Annotated in this window: 18 protein-coding genes and 1 tRNA gene; 10 read left to right on the top strand and 9 right to left on the bottom strand. The window is 45.9% G+C overall.

The window, feature by feature from the left end:
- Positions 1–166: 166 nt before the first annotated feature.
- The 5 genes from N186_RS05405 (at position 167) to N186_RS05425 (ending at position 4,716) form a co-directional block, all read left to right on the top strand.
- Entirely contained in the window at positions 167–1,039 is an 873-nt protein-coding gene (locus tag N186_RS05405) for an ankyrin repeat domain-containing protein (protein WP_020962764.1), read from the top strand.
- A 159-nt stretch (positions 1,040–1,198) separates the two neighbouring features.
- A complete protein-coding gene (locus N186_RS05410) occupies positions 1,199–2,173 on the top strand; it encodes a TackOD1 domain-containing metal-binding protein (protein ID WP_020962765.1) in 975 nt (324 codons plus the stop codon).
- A 14-nt stretch (positions 2,174–2,187) separates the two neighbouring features.
- Positions 2,188–3,489: a hypothetical protein gene (locus tag N186_RS05415; RefSeq protein ID WP_148682090.1), complete on the top strand. Its 1,302-nt coding sequence runs from the start codon at positions 2,188–2,190 to the stop codon at positions 3,487–3,489.
- Positions 3,490–3,527: 38 nt separating this feature from the next.
- A complete protein-coding gene (locus N186_RS05420; protein ID WP_020962767.1) occupies positions 3,528–4,283 on the top strand; it encodes a KaiC domain-containing protein in 756 nt (251 codons plus the stop codon).
- A 1-nt stretch (position 4,284) separates the two neighbouring features.
- Positions 4,285–4,716 (top strand): transcriptional regulator, encoded by a 432-nt coding sequence (locus tag N186_RS05425; RefSeq protein ID WP_020962768.1) that lies wholly within the window; start codon positions 4,285–4,287, stop codon positions 4,714–4,716.
- Here the strand turns inward: N186_RS05425 and N186_RS05430 are convergent.
- From N186_RS05430 to N186_RS05440, 3 genes are all read right to left on the bottom strand, one after another.
- Positions 4,705–6,348: a glycogen synthase gene (locus tag N186_RS05430; RefSeq protein WP_020962769.1), complete on the bottom strand. Its 1,644-nt coding sequence runs from the start codon at positions 6,346–6,348 to the stop codon at positions 4,705–4,707. The two genes, N186_RS05425 and N186_RS05430, sit on opposite strands and share 12 nt — an antisense overlap.
- Positions 6,345–8,276, bottom strand: a complete 1,932-nt coding sequence (locus tag N186_RS05435) for an alpha-amylase/4-alpha-glucanotransferase domain-containing protein (RefSeq protein ID WP_020962770.1) — start codon at positions 8,274–8,276, stop codon at positions 6,345–6,347. Before N186_RS05435 ends, N186_RS05430 begins: the two co-directional genes overlap by 4 nt.
- Before the next feature lie 61 nt (positions 8,277–8,337).
- Positions 8,338–8,412, bottom strand: a tRNA-Ala gene (locus N186_RS05440).
- A gap of 132 nt (positions 8,413–8,544) precedes the next feature.
- Here N186_RS05440 and proS point away from each other — a divergent pair.
- Positions 8,545–9,999 carry a proline--tRNA ligase gene (proS, locus tag N186_RS05445; RefSeq protein ID WP_020962771.1) on the top strand — a complete coding sequence of 485 codons (1,455 nt, stop codon included), beginning with the start codon at positions 8,545–8,547 and terminating at the stop codon, positions 9,997–9,999.
- Here the strand turns inward: proS and rimI are convergent.
- Genes rimI through N186_RS05460 form a run of 3 tightly spaced genes read right to left on the bottom strand, consistent with a single transcriptional unit; the run spans position 9,996 to position 12,084 of the window.
- Positions 9,996–10,463 (bottom strand): ribosomal protein S18-alanine N-acetyltransferase, encoded by a 468-nt coding sequence (gene rimI, locus N186_RS05450; RefSeq protein ID WP_187147001.1) that lies wholly within the window; start codon positions 10,461–10,463, stop codon positions 9,996–9,998. The genes proS and rimI overlap by 4 nt on opposite strands.
- On the bottom strand, positions 10,447–11,220 hold the full coding sequence (locus tag N186_RS05455) for an MBL fold metallo-hydrolase (RefSeq protein ID WP_020962773.1): 774 nt from the start codon (positions 11,218–11,220) through the stop codon (positions 10,447–10,449). Before N186_RS05455 ends, rimI begins: the two co-directional genes overlap by 17 nt.
- A 39-nt stretch (positions 11,221–11,259) precedes the next feature.
- Positions 11,260–12,084: a sugar phosphate isomerase/epimerase family protein gene (locus N186_RS05460; RefSeq protein WP_052885530.1), complete on the bottom strand. Its 825-nt coding sequence runs from the start codon at positions 12,082–12,084 to the stop codon at positions 11,260–11,262.
- Positions 12,085–12,219: 135 nt separating this feature from the next.
- On the opposite strand from N186_RS05460, the gene iolM reads away from it, so the two are divergent.
- The 4 genes from iolM to N186_RS05480 all read left to right on the top strand — a co-directional run bounded on the left by iolM (position 12,220) and on the right by N186_RS05480 (position 16,304).
- Positions 12,220–13,425, top strand: a complete 1,206-nt coding sequence (gene iolM / locus N186_RS05465) for a scyllo-inosose 3-dehydrogenase (protein ID WP_020962775.1) — start codon at positions 12,220–12,222, stop codon at positions 13,423–13,425.
- Positions 13,426–13,463: 38 nt separating this feature from the next.
- Positions 13,464–14,375 carry a 3-dehydro-scyllo-inosose hydrolase gene (gene iolN, locus N186_RS05470; RefSeq protein ID WP_020962776.1) on the top strand — a complete coding sequence of 304 codons (912 nt, stop codon included), beginning with the start codon at positions 13,464–13,466 and terminating at the stop codon, positions 14,373–14,375.
- 135 nt (positions 14,376–14,510) lie between these two features.
- Complete coding sequence (gene gyaR / locus N186_RS05475) at positions 14,511–15,473, top strand: glyoxylate reductase (RefSeq protein WP_420804547.1); 963 nt, start codon at positions 14,511–14,513, stop codon at positions 15,471–15,473.
- 39 nt (positions 15,474–15,512) lie between these two features.
- Complete coding sequence (locus N186_RS05480; protein WP_020962778.1) at positions 15,513–16,304, top strand: GTPase; 792 nt, start codon at positions 15,513–15,515, stop codon at positions 16,302–16,304.
- Here N186_RS05480 and N186_RS05485 read toward each other — a convergent pair.
- From N186_RS05485 to N186_RS05495, 3 genes are read right to left on the bottom strand one after another with little or no spacing between them, the layout of a single operon-like run.
- Complete coding sequence (locus N186_RS05485; RefSeq protein ID WP_020962779.1) at positions 16,287–17,168, bottom strand: N-glycosylase/DNA lyase; 882 nt, start codon at positions 17,166–17,168, stop codon at positions 16,287–16,289. The genes N186_RS05480 and N186_RS05485 overlap by 18 nt on opposite strands.
- 1 nt (position 17,169) lies before the next feature.
- Positions 17,170–17,757 carry a phosphohexomutase domain-containing protein gene (locus N186_RS05490; protein ID WP_148682093.1) on the bottom strand — a complete coding sequence of 196 codons (588 nt, stop codon included), beginning with the start codon at positions 17,755–17,757 and terminating at the stop codon, positions 17,170–17,172.
- Positions 17,694–18,527 (bottom strand): phosphohexomutase domain-containing protein, encoded by an 834-nt coding sequence (locus N186_RS05495; RefSeq protein ID WP_020962781.1) that lies wholly within the window; start codon positions 18,525–18,527, stop codon positions 17,694–17,696. Before N186_RS05495 ends, N186_RS05490 begins: the two co-directional genes overlap by 64 nt.
- Positions 18,528–18,533 lie beyond the last annotated feature (6 nt).

The raw sequence follows: 18,533 nt of genomic DNA on the forward strand, positions 1-18,533 counted from the left end.
TTAACTCTGTAAAAATATCTAATGTATAAGATGTCGTAAATATCTCATTTGATAAAATCCTCTTGAATAGGTTTTTTACAAATAAATCTATAGAAAAAAGGTGATTTTTCTAACTTTTTACAGAAATGTTTTTCTGTTTCTATATGTGAAAACCTTGAATTAAGTAATGAATCTAGATGAGGAATTATTTGAAGCCGTAAAGAAAGGCGACGCCGAAAAAGTCAAGGAGTTTTTATCCAAAGGCATCAAGACTGATTTAAGGGACAAGGAGGGCTTCACGCCACTACACTATGCCGTTATTTACAACAGAAAGGATATTGCTGAGATATTAATAAAGCATGGGGCAAATGTTAATACAAAAAATCTGCTGGGGGAAACACCCTTACATTATTCTGCAAGACTTTGTCTTGCTGAGATCGCAGAGCTACTTGTCAGTGGTGGTGCAAATGTCAACATAACCAATAATTATGGCATGACGCCTCTACACTACTCTGCCCATAATAACTGTATAGCTGTAGCCAAAGTTTTGATAGATAATGGTGCAGACCCAAATATAAGAGAAGATAACGGGTGTACGCCTCTACACTGGGCATCCAGCAACTGTTATCTTGATATGGTCTGGCTACTGTTAGAAGGTGGTGCATCTCTACACATCACTAATAAAGATGGGAAAACACCTATAGATCTAGCACGCGAGAAGAACTGCATTGAGATTGTTAGAAAGCTCGTTGAGAGAGGAGCCGTTACCAGGCACTCCGAAATTAGCATTGTCGAGGTAAAAAGTTCCGGCCTAAAAGAGGAAGCGTGGGGCAAATTAATTGTAAAGATTAGGGGTAGAGGCGTGGTACATGTTTTAATTGAGGGAGACGTCGAATGGCTGGATCCGGGCGCTATAGATGTGTCTGGTGAGGCGGTCATCGAGGTTCCAATCCGCCCTAAAGTTGCAGGCGAGGTTCCTGTAAAGATAACTGTAGAATCGCTGGGAAGGGAAGAAACAAAGTTATCCTGGTTAAAGATTGAAAGCAAATCAAAATCGTGACAGGATTATCCAAGCTCGAATATAATGTAAACAAGCACTACATATCATGATTACATACAGAGAAGCTCATTGTGTGAACATTCACATCTATAGTATCAGTTAAATTTAATACAAATTGTTACACATTTTTTATTAGAAGTGATATAAAGGGCGGGCAATGTGCAAAGCAGGGACACAGCTAGCCTTGAAAGTCTACGTAACATAGCCCAGGCGCTTCGCTCTTTGGTAACCTACCTAGTTGAAAACAATCTAGATGAGGTAGAAATTAACCCAAAAAATGGTAGCCAAAACCCTGTAAGGGCCATCGCAGAGAAGCATGGAATAGCGCTGGACGTCCTCATAGATGAAAGCGTAAAGAGAGGACTGCTCAAGCCTTACCCAGTTGACATGCTTGTTTTCTGTCCGAAATGTGGCTCTTCAACTTTCCGGCTACGTCTAAAGTGTCCAAACTGTGGATCCCTAAACGTTACCAGGAACACTCTCTTCAGCCATGTTACATGTGGCTACATAGGCGTGCTCGAGGAAGCCCCTAGGGATTCTAAGGGCAGAATTTTTTGCCCAAAGTGTAAACAAGAATTGCTTAAGGAGGGGCAAGACTGGGTAAAGATAGGCGTAAACTGGAGATGCAGAGACTGTGGAACTACATTCGCATATCCAAAGCCTCTATTGGAATGTGTGGCATGCGGGGCAAAGGCGGATGAAAACACATTAGTCTATAGGCAGGTTTACAGGTACAAGGTTGACAAGAAGATAGCTTCAGACCTCTATGCACAAACATTCAGTAAGAGAGTAGGCGAGGTTCTCGCGGCATATGGGTGGACCGTTACCCCGGCATCCGAAATCAAAGGAGTGAGCGGCATCCCGAAAAATGCTACACTCTTGGCTGAAAGAAAAGGCGAAAAAATGCTAGTCTATAACATTTTCCCAAGGGAGGGAAACGTTGAAGAGGCCAGGAGAGAAGTCCTCAATGCTTTGGGAGCGGCACTGGACGGAGCTTTCAATCACCTTATCCTCGGGGTAAAAACCCCCACGCAGGTGGCAAAGATGCCTGAAAACGTGTCATCTATTGAAGGGGGCACACTAGAAGAGGTGATTAACAAATTACGCGACAAATTGACGAAGGAGAAACACTAGGCAAACTTGTACTTGTGTCTCCAAAAAGATGGGTACGTGGCGGGAATACAACAAGCCTCGATATTTTATTGTGGAAAAAAGTCTGCGACACCATCGGGGTTGTAATCGCTACTGACGGGGAAACCCAGTACATTTTGCCCATAACGAGTTTCGGTTGCCGCGAAAAACAGATGGTAAAAATTGACGGGTCTACCTTCTGCGAGGCCGAATACATTCCAGTTTTTCTCAGAGAAGTGTTATCTGGAAAAACATCCCTAGAGCTAATCAATTATGAGGAACTTGATCCAGAAAGCCTCGTATTTGAGGGTTCCGTCGCTGAAGACGCAACGAATCCCCACGTTTTATACAGTGCAAAAAATGGGAAGCTATTGCTTAAGGGGTATAGGCTCTACAGGCGAGACAATCCAGAAGTCCTCTTCTTGAGATACCTCAGCCACTACAACGTCGCTCCGAGGCTGGTTGCAAGCTACAGCGCTGGTGGTGTCCCACTAGGCATATTAGTTGAATATATCGAGGGGGGTATTGACCCTGGAGCACCCCTCTACAGCTCTGCAAAAGAAACTCTCGCAGCACAATCAATTACGGGTTTAGACTGGAACATTTTGAAAAGCATAGGAAAAGCCGTCTCCATTTTTCATAACGCCATGTTGGAATGCATGGAAGAATGGTGCAAGCCGTCATATATTGATACACAAGACATTAGCGTTTGGAGAGCGAGGATGAAGCATTACTTGAACGAAATTGCGGGGGTCATACCTTCCACTTGGCTTGAAATACTTAACCTTTCTCTGCAAAAATATTCCAAGAGATTTGAAACGTTTTTGGATACATATAAGATAAGGATACACCAGGACTTGCATTTCTCACAGATGATATACAAGCCAACAGGAAAAATCTACATCGTAGATTTTGAGGGCGAGCCAGGCAGGCCACCTGAATACAACACAGTCCTAGAGCCAGCCCTACGCGACATTGCCAGCATCGCTAGGGGAGCTTCTTACATCTCTTTCTATGCTGTTAAGGACTATTATGGGTTATCTCTAGAAGATACAGTCAAAGTATTTCAAGAAAGAGAAAGGCCAGCAAAACAACTAAACGAGTGGGCACAAGAGGTCCTTGAAAAGATAGTGGAAGAGTATCTAAGAACGCTGTCTAAGAGACTTACCCCTACGACTTCACCGGCCGAAGCATTAGAACTTGTTTTCCCATGGATGGTCGAGAGAGCACTTTACGAGGCATACTACGAGAAGAAATACCGGATACAAAACGTCGCCGTAGCCATATCAACGCTTTTGTCTATCATCAATGGAAAATAATTTATAGCCAAAAAGCCTATTTTATTTGGTGCATAAACATGAGTGTAATTGAAAAAGTTAAAACTGGAATTCCAGGGTTTGATGATCTTCTTTTTGGAGGTATCCCAAAGAGAAACATTGTTTTACTCTCAGGAGGCCCCGGCACAGGCAAGTCCATATTTGGTCAGCAATACCTGTACTACGGCTTGCAGCAGGGGGAGCCCGGCGTACTAGTAGCACTTGAAGAACACCCTGTCCAAGTAAGACGAAACATGGCTCACTTCGGCTGGGACATAAAGAAGTACGAGGACAGCGGGCAATTTGCAATAGTTGATGCCTTTACTGGTGGTATTGGGGAAGCTGCCAAAAGAGAAAAATACGTGGTGACGAGCATAGACGATGTTGGAGAATTGATAGATGTAGTTAAAACGGCGATCAAAGACGTGAAGGCGGAAAGAGTGGTCATAGACTCTGTTTCGACGCTCTACATGAGTAAGCCAGCTGTGGCCAGGTCAGTAATGATGCAACTTAAAAGGGTTCTCTCGGGTCTGGGGGCAACATCAATTCTAGTGTCTCAGGTCAGCGTCACTGAGAGAGGCTTCGGCGGGCCAGGCGTAGAACACGCGGCCGACGGAATAGTAAGGCTAGATCTCGACGAGGTAAACGGCGAACTAGTGAGGTCTCTAATTGTCTGGAAGATGAGGGGGACAAAGCACGACATGAAGAGGCGGCCCTTCGACATAACGGACAAGGGCATAGTTGTCTATAGCGATAGGGTAATAAAGCTGAGAGGAACAATGTATAGTGGTGAGTAAAATGGAGGTACCCCTGAAGCCCTTAGGTAAAGAAGACACCAGGAAACTAGAACTTGCACTCATTTTTGGCACGTTAATGAGGCAAGACGTATTAGAGAAAATAAGGAACGCAGAGGACAAGATAACCTGGCTAGATTCTTTGATCATAGCCTCCGGGGCGCTAGCTAGGGAGAGAGCCGGCATGCCAGTCACAAAGATAGCAGAGGAGCTCGGCAGAACCGAGGCAACAATCAGAAACCACCTGACTGGGAAAACTGAGGCAGGCAAAATAGTCAAAGAAACATACGAATTACTCGTTAAAAAAGGCGGCAAGCTAGAGTTCCTGATACCGGGAGGCGAAGAAATCGAAAAACTGAGACGTGAAAACGAGGAACTCAAAAAGAAAATAGAAAACGTGAAGCAAGCCCTCCAAAGCTTACTTTCAACCCTTTAGAAGCTCACCGTATATAGCTGACGCTGTCGCTGCAGACGCGCTCCAACTAAAGTATTTTTCTACCCTTTCTATACAGTTCTTCCTCAAAATCTCGCCAGCGTCCGGGTATTCCTCTAGCAACCTAACAAGCTTCTCGTTGCCAATCTTCTTTAAATACCACCCCAAGTTACCGGTATTTGAAGCCTCCATGAACGCCAGCATGTCTCTCAAGGCCTCGCCTAACTCATATGGGTCGCCCGGAGGAACAAGTAGCCCTGTGCCTTTGTCTCCATGATCATTTACGTCTAGGACAATTTCTTTTAGGCCACCAGTGCGAGACGCTACAAGTGGGTTACCAGTAGCCATGGCTTCGAGCGCCATTATCCCAAAGGGTTCCCACCTCGAGGGGGCGAAAAACACGTCTGACGCTAGGTGCGCCAGCTTGTAGATTGAAGGCGCAACTCCATATATCACGCGTACATTTTCTGGATAGCTCCTCTGGAGATCAGCTAGCTGATAAATATAATCTTCTCCTCCCCACACAGGCAAAACTAGAAACACGAACTTTGCGTTTCCGAGCTCTCTAAGCACACGCGGGACAGCCTCAACCATCAAGTCAAAGCCCTTCTGTCTAGCCAGTCTACCTGTTGTTATCGCCAAGGGACCGTCAAAGAGAAATGGCTCCGGCTTTCCATTTTCACGGAGAGGAGGCAGCGAAATGTCTTGAATAATCTTTTTTATCCTCTCGTCTGGAATCACTGGCTCTTCACTTCTAAGCGATGCTATCCCCCTCAGTAGAAAGTATTTTCTAAGATCCAGCCGCCTGTTGAGATTTGTCTCTCCAGAAAAATCGATAATATTATTTCCATGTTCCCGAAGGACTTCTGCTTTTGCATTTTCAAACGTCCAGTCGGTCGCGTTATAGATAACGCGTGATTTTTCAGAGAAGCCGTGTCCCAGAAAAGGTAAAACCTCGTCATGTAGGTATGCCTTGCTCACTGTGATTAATCTGTCAGCCTCGTAGGCCCCCACCTTCTCGGCGATAAAGTTTGAGCGCGCGAGGGCTTCTTCAAGGGTATATGTCTCTTTTCTTCCATCTATACGTATTTCGTGTACCCAGTCTAGTGGGACTCCAAGCTCTGGAAAAATCTCGGGCTTGATTCTTCTCTTCACAAGTAGATGTATATGGAAAGCAGAGTACCATTTCCCGGAGGGAAAATCATGCTTCAACTTTATGAGCGAATAGACGCTGTGCCAGTCGTGGAAGTGAATAATATTTGGGAATCCGCCTAGCAACTCATCTGCCCTCGACAAGAAAATGGATAGAGAAGTGGCGAAAAGCTTAACCTTGCTCTCCATGACGTCTTCTGAATACACTGCCGAGTTGCTCAAGACAGAGCCGGAGAAAAGTAGAAATGTGACATTGTACCATGTCCCTATTCCGACGAAGACTTCTCCCATTGGAGTAGTAAACGAATCAATTATTTTTTCGCCACGGGAACCAGTCGGCGCATGTGAGGGCAGAGCAACAAGGCTTCTCCACCCTAGACTTGAGAGATACCTTGCAAGGTTGCTTGGAACCTCTGCCAAGCCGCCTACCTTTACGAAGGGAGTAGCCTCGAACGTAACCATTAGTACGGATTTTCCGTTCACTGCCAAGCCAGTAGCACCTCGGTCTCAAAGATTTCGCCTGGATTCAGCGCGACAGTATAGTTAAAGCTTATCCCTGCGCCCTGGAACTCGCTCTTCAGACCCTTCTCTGTCCTGAACCATGTAAGTATTGGTGCCACCCATACTTCTGCGTGTTTGGTCGAGGCTACACTTAGATGTCCCGCGGAGGTCTTAAAGTCTACTTTCCTAGACCATGGAGAAGAGAAATATTCAGTGGCCTTCTGGCTGTAGTTGTCATCAACTACGAACAGGGGCTCTTCCTGGCTATCGGGTGAAAGCCTAGGCAACAGGTGGAGTTCCACTGAGAGTTTTAGCTCGATAAATCTTTTTTCAAGATTTCTCCATCTATATGCAACCCTGAGGCCTTTACCCTCATTTACAAGCTCATAGACCTTTACCAAGTGGATCCTAGCTGGGCTCCGTCTATCGCTCCAGTCCCGACCAGTATAAGAGAGAACAATTTTGCCGTCCCCCACACCTTCGACAACGTACTCCCCCAATGCAAAGTCACTCGTGTCGATGAAGGGCCTATTATTTATCCAGTCATAGACATTTGCATCCCTGCGCCATATGTGTTCCCTGAAGGATACACGTCTATACCAGTCAGGGGTTAGGCTTTTTTCTCCTTGTAGATATGGCTCCGGGTAACGCGACATGGTTGATACCAGATTGTGCTCGGCGCCAGGCGTCTTAACGTCTAGCTCAAATACGGAGCCGCCATCACTCGGCTTGATGTATACGTTTGTTTCTTTAGACTCGATGATTATCTCGTCTTTCCCATCCATGTCAAAGTCAAAGCTCTTTATTATAGAGGATGTTCCGAAATAATAGCTGGACTCTTCCTCTGCTATGCGCTCTGCACGGATAAGGTGGCTGTAAACCTCTTGCCTTAGTAGTGGGATATAGACTCCGCCAAATAGCCCGTGCCAATAGGCGTCGTTGCACTGTCCAAGCATGTATTCCCTCCAAGCTGATTCAGATGCGCCCAGCGAGGCTAGTTTCTCTCTGACATACAGCATCTTCTTGTGCATGTTGTTGACTTCCCTGTACTTTCTAAGGAAGTTTGGAAAATACCCCCCACTCCATTCCATCATCTTGTCATAGCTACCCGGAGCCAGATAGGCGAGACCGCTAAAGCCATGTCTCTTGATATACTCGCTTGGGGTAATTAGCTCCACACTCGGGTCGCTTCGCAGTGACGAGAAAAAGATCCTCAGCCACTGCTCCGCGGCATAGGGGTCCCACCACTCGCCGAACTTTTCAGCGTCGCTACCCCACAACACATACAGGGACCCATTGTCCGTGGCATAGTTACGAAGATAGTTGTAGACTTCTCCGTGTGGCTTCCAGGGGAGAATATACCTTATAGGCCCATCGATAAAAAACACACCGATGGATTTGCCGCCGTACTCTGTGAGCACTGCCCGGTGGGCATCATCTCTCCAAAGCCCAGACCTATAGCCAACCTCATCGTCAACAATCACGTATCTATAGCCTGCGTCTCTCAGGAAAGGAGGAAGCGTAGGGTCCCAAACCCTCTCGGGTAGCCAGAGACCCCTAGGAGTGACACCTAGGCTTTTTTCGACTAGCTTAACTCCTTCCCTAAGCTGTCGGGCCCTGTCCTCCCATGGGAGGATAGCCAGTATGCTCTCAGAAAAAGTCCCCCCCAACACCTCGAAGTTGCTGTTCTTGATTAATTCGCGCATTTCGCTCAAATATTCAGGAAAATACTTTTCCCAATACATCAAAAGAGGGCCGCTAAAATGAAGGGTCAAATGTAGGTCCCGATATTCCTTTAAAATCCGAAGAAGCAACTCGTAGCTGTTACGCTGGACACGTTCAAGAACAAACCTATACTGCCCAATGGGCTGGTGGAAATGCAACACAAATATGAATGAAGTTTTAGCCATACATGATACATGGAAACGTGTAAAATAAAACGTTTACGTAAGGCATACAGTGGAACCAGAATGGTGGACCGGCCGGGATTCGAACCCGGGACCACCCGCATGCCAAGCGGACATCCTCCCACTAGACGACCGGCCCCCGTTTTATGTTTAGAATACTAGAGATTTTAAATAGTTTTCGTGCTCTTGTGCCGGTTGAGTGGATAAATTGTTCTAATGTGGGCTCCGATGCGCGAAATTTATTTTTGGGTACTTTCATGAATGAAACCATATGAGTGAGCAGGGAATAACCGTTAAAAAGAGTGAGAACTTTTCAGAGTGGTACTCCCAGGTACTTATAAAGGCCGGCCTAGTAGACCTGCGTTACAACGTGCAAGGCTTCATTGTTCACAGGCCGTGGCTCATGAGGATAATCAGGGCGATTTACCGTATGTTCGAGGAGGAGCTAGAGAAGACTGGTCATGAGCCGGTTCTCTTCCCACTCGTTATACCAGAGGAGAACTTCGAAAAAGAAAAGGAGCATGTAGAGGGCTTTAGGGCCGAGGTTTTCTGGATAACTGAGGTGGGGGATGGAAGCGAGAAGCTTGACCGCAAACTCGCTCTAAGACCTACAAGTGAGACGGCCTTTTACTACATGTATTCCTATTGGATTCAGAGCTGGAGAGACCTACCTCTAAAACTCTATCAAAGTGTAAGCGTGTACAGGTACGAGAAGAATACACGTCCACTAATGCGTGGACGCGAGTTTCTCTGGATCGAAGCCCATGACGCCTTCGCGACGCACGAAGAGGCTTTGCAACAGATACGGGAGGACATGGAGAATTCCAGGAAGGTGATCTGGGAGAAGCTTGGTATACCGTTCTTGTTCCTTAGACGTCCGCCTTGGGACAAGTTTGGCGGCGCAGAGGACACCTACGCCGCGGACACCATTATGCCGGATGGAAGAGTTCTCCAGATTAGTTCAACGCATGACCTGGGTCAGAGATTTGCAAAACCCTTTAATGTCACTTTCCTTGACAAAGATGGCCAGAGAAAATATGTTTGGCAGACCTGTTATGGTCCAGGAGTATGGAGAATAGCTGCAGCCCTCATTAGTATCCATGGAGACGACAAGGGACTTGTTCTGCCAGTAGAAGTTGCACCAGTTCAGGTAATAATCATCCCGATATATTACAAAGATGCAGACAAAGAAAAAGTCTTGGGGAAATGCAGACGTCTAGAAGAACTCTTAAAAGGAGCCGGCTACAGGGTTCAAGTAGACGCGCGCGAAGAGTACACGCCAGGATACAAGTTCAACGAATGGGAACTTAAAGGAGTACCAATACGTCTCGAAGTAGGGGTCAAAGAGGTTGAAACAAACACCGTGACTGTTTTTAGGCGCGACCTGTTGCGAAAGGAGAAAGTCCCAGACGAAAAACTCCTAGAACATATTAAATACCTCGAGGGAGCCATCTTAGAAGAACTCAAAAATAGGGCAAAGAACTTCTTTGAAAGCAGAATCGTAAATGCTACAAGCAGGCAAGAGGTGAAGGAAGCCCTAAGAAGCGGAAAAATAGTTAAGATGCCGTTCTGTGGACGGGAGGAATGTGCAAACGACCTGAAGGAGGCCACAGACGGTGGAAAGATAAGGGGGACCGAGATAGATTTCAAGGAGGGAGACTACGGCAAGTGTGCCTGGTGCGGAGCACCTGCAAGACAAATAGTATATGTGGCCAAGGCGTATTAGCGCACGTGTTGTGAATTGTTTTCCTTTAAGTCAAGCATGTAGATGTACGCGTCGGAACCATCTGCATAGTAGTTTGTTCTCATACCTACCCTCTTGAAGCCGAATTTTTCATAGAGCGCTATAGCTACAGTGTTCTGGGTGCTGACCTCTAAAAGGATCTTTTCGATTCCCATGCTTTTGGCTAGTTTTATAGTTTCTTCGAGAAGCATTCTTCCGATACCCTTTCCTCTGAATCCCTCAATAACTGCCACGCTGTGTATATGTAGGCTCTGGTTCTCGATGCAGGAGACGATATATCCGATCGTTAGTCCCTTGTAGTCTGCCACCAGAAAAAAGTCTCGGCACTTCTCGTAGAGTTCAAACAGGTAGTAGAATGGGAACGCGTCTAGGCCGAATACTTTTTCCTCGATCTCAGCGATGTAGAAAAGGTCTCCTGGCTCGATTTTTCTAACTTTTATATCCAAGATTTCCACCTTCCAGGATAAATTTATCCATGGGTTTAGGGATAAACGTGTTGCTAAAAATCTTCTTTGCCGAAGAAAGGTATGTTTCTTCGATTTGAGGACCAAGCCTAGCATACGGCAAATGTATCAGCGCCAGATACTTTGCGTTGACTTTTCTAGCAGTATTCGCCGCTTGTATAGGTGTTGAGTGGCCGTCTTTTTCTGCTTCTTCCTCCATGCCTGGAGGGTAAGTTGCCTCATGTATTAGGAGGTCGCAGTCCCGGAAGCCCTCTTCGAGTTCACGAGTGGGAGAGGTGTCCCCCGTGTAACATACTGAAGCGTCTCGGAAGTCCAGTCTAGCGGCTAGGGCTTTAACTGTGTGTTTTGCACGGTAAAAGCTGATATTACCAATTTTTGTGGAGGGCTCCGCCTCGAAGAAAACACCGTGTGAAAGTATGTCTTGATACTTGGATGGATGAATTTCTCTTAGAAGATTTTCAAAGAATTTATGGGTTCCTGTAGGACCAATTACCTGGATGCGTCTTCCTTTACCCTCTATCCATAAGTGCCACAAAAGCTCTAAAACACCGAGAGAATGATCCGGGTGTACATGTGTCAGCAAAATTAACTGGATTTTATCCAGCCAGCCTAGCCTGGAAAGAGTGTATGGGCAGGGTGAGGGACAGTCAAGCAGAATGTTGTCTACAAGGATCGAGGGAGTAAAATTGTCCCCGAAAAAAGTGCTTCCAGCGGTTCCCAAAAAGACTATTTCAACCATCTATAATCATTCATAAGAATAAAGAATGTTTAATTAAGATTACTCTAGCACCTCTAATGCTCTTCTCAGAGTCGATATAGTGATCTTCGCGGCAGCCTCAAAATCTGGCTTTGTCTGTATTTCGGCTGATACGTATCCCATGTAACCAGTGTCTCTCAATGCCCCCAGGATTCTAACAAAGTCTAGGTGGCCCATTCCGGGCGCAAGCCTGTTGCTGTCAGCTACATGAAAGTGCCCAATTTTTTCCCCGGCAAGCCTTATTGCTTCTTCTATGCTTCTTTCCTCTATATTCATGTGGAAGGTGTCTAGCAACAAGTAGACGTTGTCTGCTCCCAGCTCTTCTAGGAACCTTAATCCTTCCTCTACTCGGTTGATAAGCTTTGATTCATACCTGTTGAGTGGCTCGAGGTACACGAGTACATTCTTTTTGGAGGCTTCTTCGGCAATTTTTTTCATTTCTTCTAGCAGGAGGTTAATTGGTTGGTCGATTTGTTCCCACTCTTCGCCTTTTCCCCTGATTAGCCCTATGATTACGCCCTTGATATCGCTACGTGAAGCGGCGTCGATTATTTTTCCTATTTTTTCTCTGGCTCTCGTCCTAAGGCTTTCGTCAGGTGAAGTGAGACTAAGCCCAAAATGTAGGTAGTTAAGCCCCGTCCCAACTGCGGGAATTTCTAGCCCATGATCTTTAACTATTTTTGATAGTTCTCCTACTTCCTCTGGCTCAAGGACAGAAATTTCTACCCCATCATATCCCAGCTCGCTCAAAAGACGTACAGCAGGCTCAGGATCCACCTTGGCGACTGCTTCGAAACGTGCCCTAGCGTATGCAATAACCATGGATAATTTTGGTTTAGACGGCATGATGTTCTAAGGTGGTTACCTATCTTAATAAGGATTGTTATTATTGAGTTATTATATCCTTTATAGTTCCCTTTTTTAAACATTTTCCGAATCAAATATTAAGAGTTATTAGACAGACATAGACGGCGAAAGAAAATGACAACAATGAGAGCTGCTTTAGTAACAGCAGAATTTGCTCCACGCCCAGGCTACAAAATATCACAGGATGAAATTCGGACGAGAAAGGTAAGGGAAGGTGCAAAAGTATGGAAAAATCCAAAACTCGTACTGAGGACTGACTACCCAGTCCCAGAGCCAAAGCCAGACGAGATACTTATAAGAGTAAAAGCTGTAGGCATATGTGGGAGTGATATCCACTTCCTCGAGACAGACAACGATGGCTACATTATTTACCCAGGTCTCACAAGATTCCCGGTAGTCATAGGACATGAATTCAGCGGCGTAGTAGAAAAGGTCGGGACAAACGTGAAAAACTACAAGCCAGGAGACATGGTGACAAGCGAAGAAATGTTCTGGTGCGGTGAATGCGACGCGTGCAGAAGCGTCGACTTTAACCACTGCATACGGCTAAATGACCCGGCAGACCTAGAATTTGGTGAACTCGGCTTCACCCACGACGGCGCAATGGCTGACTTTGTTGTTGTAAAAGCAAAGTATGCATGGAAAATAGATTCTTTAGTAGACAGGTATGGTAGCGAAGAAAAAGCCTTCGAAGCCGGAAGCCTGGTAGAGCCAACAAGCGTCGCCTATCACGCTATATTCACGAGAGCCGGCGGCTTCAAACCAGGAGCATACGTTGTTGTCTGGGGAGCTGGGCCAATAGGCCTAGCAGCTATTGCTCTTTCCAAGGCCGGGGGAGCCGGGAAAATTATAGCCTTCGAGGTCAGCCCAGAAAGACGTGAACTTGCAAAGAAAGTTGGAGCCGACTACGTGTTTAACCCAGTTGACCTCTCTAAGAATGGCACAGAGCCATGGGAGAAAATCATGGAGATAACTGACGGGCAAGGAGCAGACGTCCACATAGAGGCCGCGGGTGCACCACACCGTACAGTTCCCCACATGCAGAAAAGCCTGGCAATAAATGGCAAAATTATCCAGATTGGCCGTGCCCCGCAAGAAGTGCCAATTTACCTCGAAGTTTTCCAGGTGAGACGCGGTCAAATATTTGGTAGCCAGGGGCACAGCGGCTTCGGGAACTTCGGCAACGTGATAAGGCTTATGGCCGCTGGCAGGATAGATATGACACAGATAATTACTTCTCGATTCAGCCTAGACGACGTCTACAAGGCTTTTGAACGTGCACACCAGAGGATAGATGGAAAGATAACGATAAAGCCGTAACAAATAAATATGACAATGGCATAAAATAGGTGATAAGGATGGTTGAATACGAAGCACGTTTCTCAAAGCCCTATTACAACAAGTTTGGCGAAAAAATCTACCTAGACCAAATGACTATGGCTGAATTGCTTGAGAGAGTAAAAAAGAACGACATTATACTTGTCCCATGTGGATCAACAGAATCACATGGTTTAGGTCAAGCCACCGGAGAGGACACAATCATCGGTTCCTACATTGCTGAACGTATAGCATTTGAGACTGGGATAACTGTAGCCCCTCCGATATTCTATGGCTCGCACCCATCGCACCACTACGGCATGCCAGGAACTATCCCCGTTAAGAAAGAAGCTTATATCGATTACGTCACAAGCGTAGTTAAATGGCTAAGCAACGCAGGATTCAAAAAAATCATTCTCTTTAACAGCCACGGTCAGGAATATGTTTTACCAATAGTCAAGGACAAGGCAATAATTGAGGAAGGAGTAAAAGCCCTCATCTTAGTTACAAGCTGGTGGGCCTGGGTAAGAGACATACTAAGGCAGGGAACAGAACTCAAACCAGGACTTGTCCTAGAGACACCATTCATACACGCCGACGAACTCGAGGCAAGTGTTCTCTGGTACGTTGCACCCAAACTAGTCGACCCAGCAAAGCTAAAGGAAAGCGACGCAGAAAAAATGGTAGGAGTAATCCCTGACAAATGGGCAGACAAGGCTGGAAACGTCTATGGAAGACCCTTCGGCTGGTACGATATAAGCGCCTACATGGAGATCCACTATTACCCGAAGGGAAGCGTTGGTTTCCCAAGTAAGGCTAGCAGAGAAAAGGGAGAGGTCGTTGTAGAAACAGCGATCCAGAGAATAACGGAGTTCATCGAGTGGCTACACAAAACTTATCCTCCAGGAGTAGTTCCACAGGTCTGGCCTAACCCTGGAGACTTTAAGTACTAAAGATAACTCGTTTATAAATTATCTTTCTTATTTTTAACTTATAGCAAAACAATTATACTTTTCCCAGATAATTATTATTTCGTGCCAAAACCAAAAGTATACGTAACAAGAATTATACCAGAGCCAGGCCTCTCAATGCTTCGAGAATGCTGTGAAATTGAGCTCCACGAGTCAAAAGAATATCCACCGTCCCGCGAAGAGCTTATCAAAAAGATTCGCGACAAGGATGCCCTCTTATGCCTCTTGACAGACAAAATAGACGCAGAAGTAATGGATGCCGCCCCCAATCTTAAAGTCATAAGCACGTATTCCGTCGGCTTCGACCACATAGATATTCCAGAAGCCACCAAGAGAGGGATCTACGTGACGCACACTCCAGGCGTCCTCACTGATGCTGTTGCAGAATTCACAGTAGGGCTAATCCTGGCTGTTACAAGGAGAATAGTAGAGGCAGACAAAATAATTAGGAGCGGACAATGGGACAAGCCCTGGAACCCATATTTCCTGACAGGTCCAGAGCTTAAAGGAAAAACAATTGGACTCATAGGGCTCGGAAGGATAGGCGTAGCCACTGCTAAGAGACTCTCTAGTTTCGAGGTGAAAATACTGTATTATGACCTTGAGAGACGCTGGGACGTAGAAACAGTACTTCCAAACATGCAGTTCGCAGACATAGACACAGTTCTCAGCGAGTCCGACATCGTGTCAATACATGTTCCACTGACAAAGGATACATACCACTTGATAAATGAAGAGAAATTGAAGAAAATGAAGAAGACAGCCTACCTTATAAATACAGCTAGAGGACCCGTAGTAGATACAGAAGCCCTCGTAAAAGCATTAAGGGAAGGATGGATCGCTGGAGCCGCACTAGACGTGTTTGAGCAGGAGCCTCTGCCTCCAACTCATCCTTTGACAAAATTTGACAATGTTGTTCTTGCTCCACACATTGCAAGCGCAACCATCGAGGCTAGACAAAGAATGGCAGAACTTGCGGCTAGAAACCTCATTGCAGTTCTAAAAGGTGAAATGCCCCCAGCCCTAGTAAACAAGGAAGTCTTAAAGATTAGACCACTAGAAAAAGTCAAAATGATATAAAGGGAAAATCCATAAATCAATGTTTTTTCTTTTCTTCACATGAGCTTATCTCAGGTTAAGCGGCTCATAAAGAAGGTAGACCTAGTCCTAGAGGTTGTAGATGCACGCGACCCATGGGGGACTAGAAGCATAGAAGTAGAGAGATACGCAGAGAAGCTTGGAAAGCCGATTATACTCGTTATAAATAAAAGCGATCTCGTCCCAAAGGAAGTTCTCGCCAAATGGAAAAAAGTTCTAGGAAAAAGACATCCAGTTATATTTATTTCAGTAGCCAAAAGGCTGGGAACAAGAAACCTGTGGAAAATCCTACGAAATCATGCCCCCAAGAAAAGCAAGAACAAACCAGTACTCGTAGCCGTGGTAGGGATTCCAAACGTCGGGAAGTCCACCTTAATAAATTATCTCAAGGGGTCTCACAGCGTGGGTACATCGCCAATCCCAGGTTACACCAAGACTACGACAAGGCTAAGGGTCTCAAAATGGTTACGGGTCTACGATACACCCGGCATAGTCCCACGGCTTTCCGCGGAGGAGCTCGCCCTCCGGGGCGCACTTAGGCCAGAGGCCCTAGAAGACCCTGTACCAGCCGCAGTGAAGCTTATCGAGTTCATCTATAAAAAGAAGCCGTCATTTTTAAAGGATCTGTACGGAATAGAGTCGGATAACCCCTACCAGTTCTTGGAGGAATTTGCAAAGAAAAGGGGGCTTTTAAAGAAGGGAGGCGAACCAATAATTGAAGAAGCCGCAAGGATAATTATACGGGACTGGCAGACGGGGAAAAATAATTTCTACCTAGAGCCCGAAGACTACGATCTACTCGAAGAAAAGTAAGGATTGACGCGTATTGTTTCTACAATTGTCAAGTTCACGCCAAAATTCCTTCAAGGCTTCTAACACGCTTGGACTCGGTGCCAAGTTTTCTCGGACACACCTCAAAATCTCCTGCGGGTTAAACTCTGCTTTATCAATACAGCCTCCCACAAGCCATATTGGTGCGTCTAATAGGATTGGAGGTATTCCTGAAGCTTCTCCAACCCGTCTCCATGCCTCCTGGACTTCTTTTTTATATCTACTTCTTAGGTCTCCAGCTAAGCTCCTTAGATTTTCGTTGCACCTCCACCCCTTGGCTATGCCAGAAGTAAGCGTTACAAGGGAAACTCTATAGTCGACTGGGATTAGAAGTTTTTCAAAGTTTTTAAAGCCTTTATTTGCCGCCCGACATGTATAAAGAAGCATTTTAGAGGCAAAGAGAATCGTTTTGTCATTTACATCTGCATCCAAAATCTCGGCAAGTTTATAGCTGAACTCTCCGAGGTCTATTTCTTCACCTTTAAAGGCTTCAATGATTTCCTCTTTGTTTTGGATATATTTCTGGATACGTTTAATCCTTGCAGTTCTAAATTTTCTAAGCGAGGCCGAGCACTCTACAAAGCTTAACAAGGATTGGTCTGGGTCGCCTGAAGCATAGCTCGCGGCCGTCATCCAGTGATCTTCCCCCCTCGTGGCAAGCATATAGCTTACAATGGCTACACCAACTATGTAGAAGGCGCCCTCCGAGAAGCCCATTTTTGATAATATTTCTCTGACGGCAGTGTATTGTGGGTCTCTCTCTATAAAGAATTCGTAAAAATCATTGCCAGACTGGCTGAGCAGTCTGGCTAGTTCCTCAACTCTCTTAGAGTCAAAAAATATCATTTTAGCTCAGGCTTTGAATAAGCTGGTTTATCTTCTCGTACTCTTTCTTGACTATCTCAATGGCCGCCTTATTCGTTGCGTCGCCGCACACTGTTAGCCTGGATTTCTGTGGGTCGTATTCTAGCTTTACCCATACACCATTTGAGCGGTACTTTATCGACAAAGGTGTGACAACTATCTCGGTGTAGAGTGAGGCTACATGGTCGATTATCTTTCTGCCCTGATTTTCGTCTACGTCTATATCAAGCCTGTATTCTTGGATCTCTGGCAGGGTATCTAGTATGCTTGAAAGCTTTACCTCCTCAGTCGAGAGTATTTCGAGAAGTTTTCCTATAAAGAGCATTCCGTCGGGGGACAACGAGAACTGTGAGAATATAAACTCGCCTGAATCAGTAGCCGCAAGGCTCGCCTTAACTTTACGTATTCCCCTTGAAACGTCGCTTGCCTGCCCCTTTATCCTCAAAAGATACAGTCTATTTTTCTCAGCGGCTAGATCGACAAGCCTGTTTGTAGAGTCTGTGACTACTAGGCGTGAGCCTCGGGAAGCATTAAGGCAATTGCGGCGACGAGCTTGTCTGGATCTACGTATCTTCCCTTATCATCTATGATGAATACCTGTGAAGCGTCAGTGCTTAAAGCCGCTCCGAAGGCCGGCTGAGAAGCATTAACTATATCCTGTAGCATGAATATGTCTCGGACAGGTGGGAGCTGTCGAGGCTTGAGGGCAGAGGGTGGTCTCCCAGCCTTTATCGCGACTAACCTGGCACCTATACTGCCAAGGAAGCTGGGCAACACGTCAGATGCCGGCCCGTGGTTTAGGTCGGTGACAACGAGTGGCTCTTTGGCTACAATTGGGGAAGAGTCCACAAAACTGCTAGCCGAAGAAACATATATGTCGTGAATGTACTCGGCATAACTTACCCACCCAATCCTGTTCGGGATGCTTCGAACAATGTGCCTTGTTTCATACATCTCAATAAGGTCGCTAAGCTTCTCATAGGACAGCTCAACGCCTCCAGCATCAATTATTTTCACCTGGATAGCCGAGTCCATGTGCGGGGCCACAGAGAAGTGGACACCTGCTTTTGCACCAAAACGCTTTACTGCGAAAGCCAGCTCTGGAAGAGTCGCAGAGTGGAAATCAATTACAGAGTTTCCTGTAGACATTAGTCCAGATGTGAAGGCTCTCTTAAGCATTCTCGAGGGCGGATAAAGGTCTCGGGCAGCGACTACGAGAGCCCCCTCTCCAAGGATTGTTCCTAGAACAGCTCCAAGTTCGGCCATGTTTTCCGGTGTAAGCTGGGAATTAGCTATGCCATAGATCCTATTGTTATATATTGGGAATGGACCAGTTCTCATGTATAT

Source organism: Thermofilum adornatum, assembly GCF_000446015.1.
Lineage (GTDB): Archaea > Thermoproteota > Thermoprotei > Thermofilales > Thermofilaceae > Thermofilum > Thermofilum adornatum.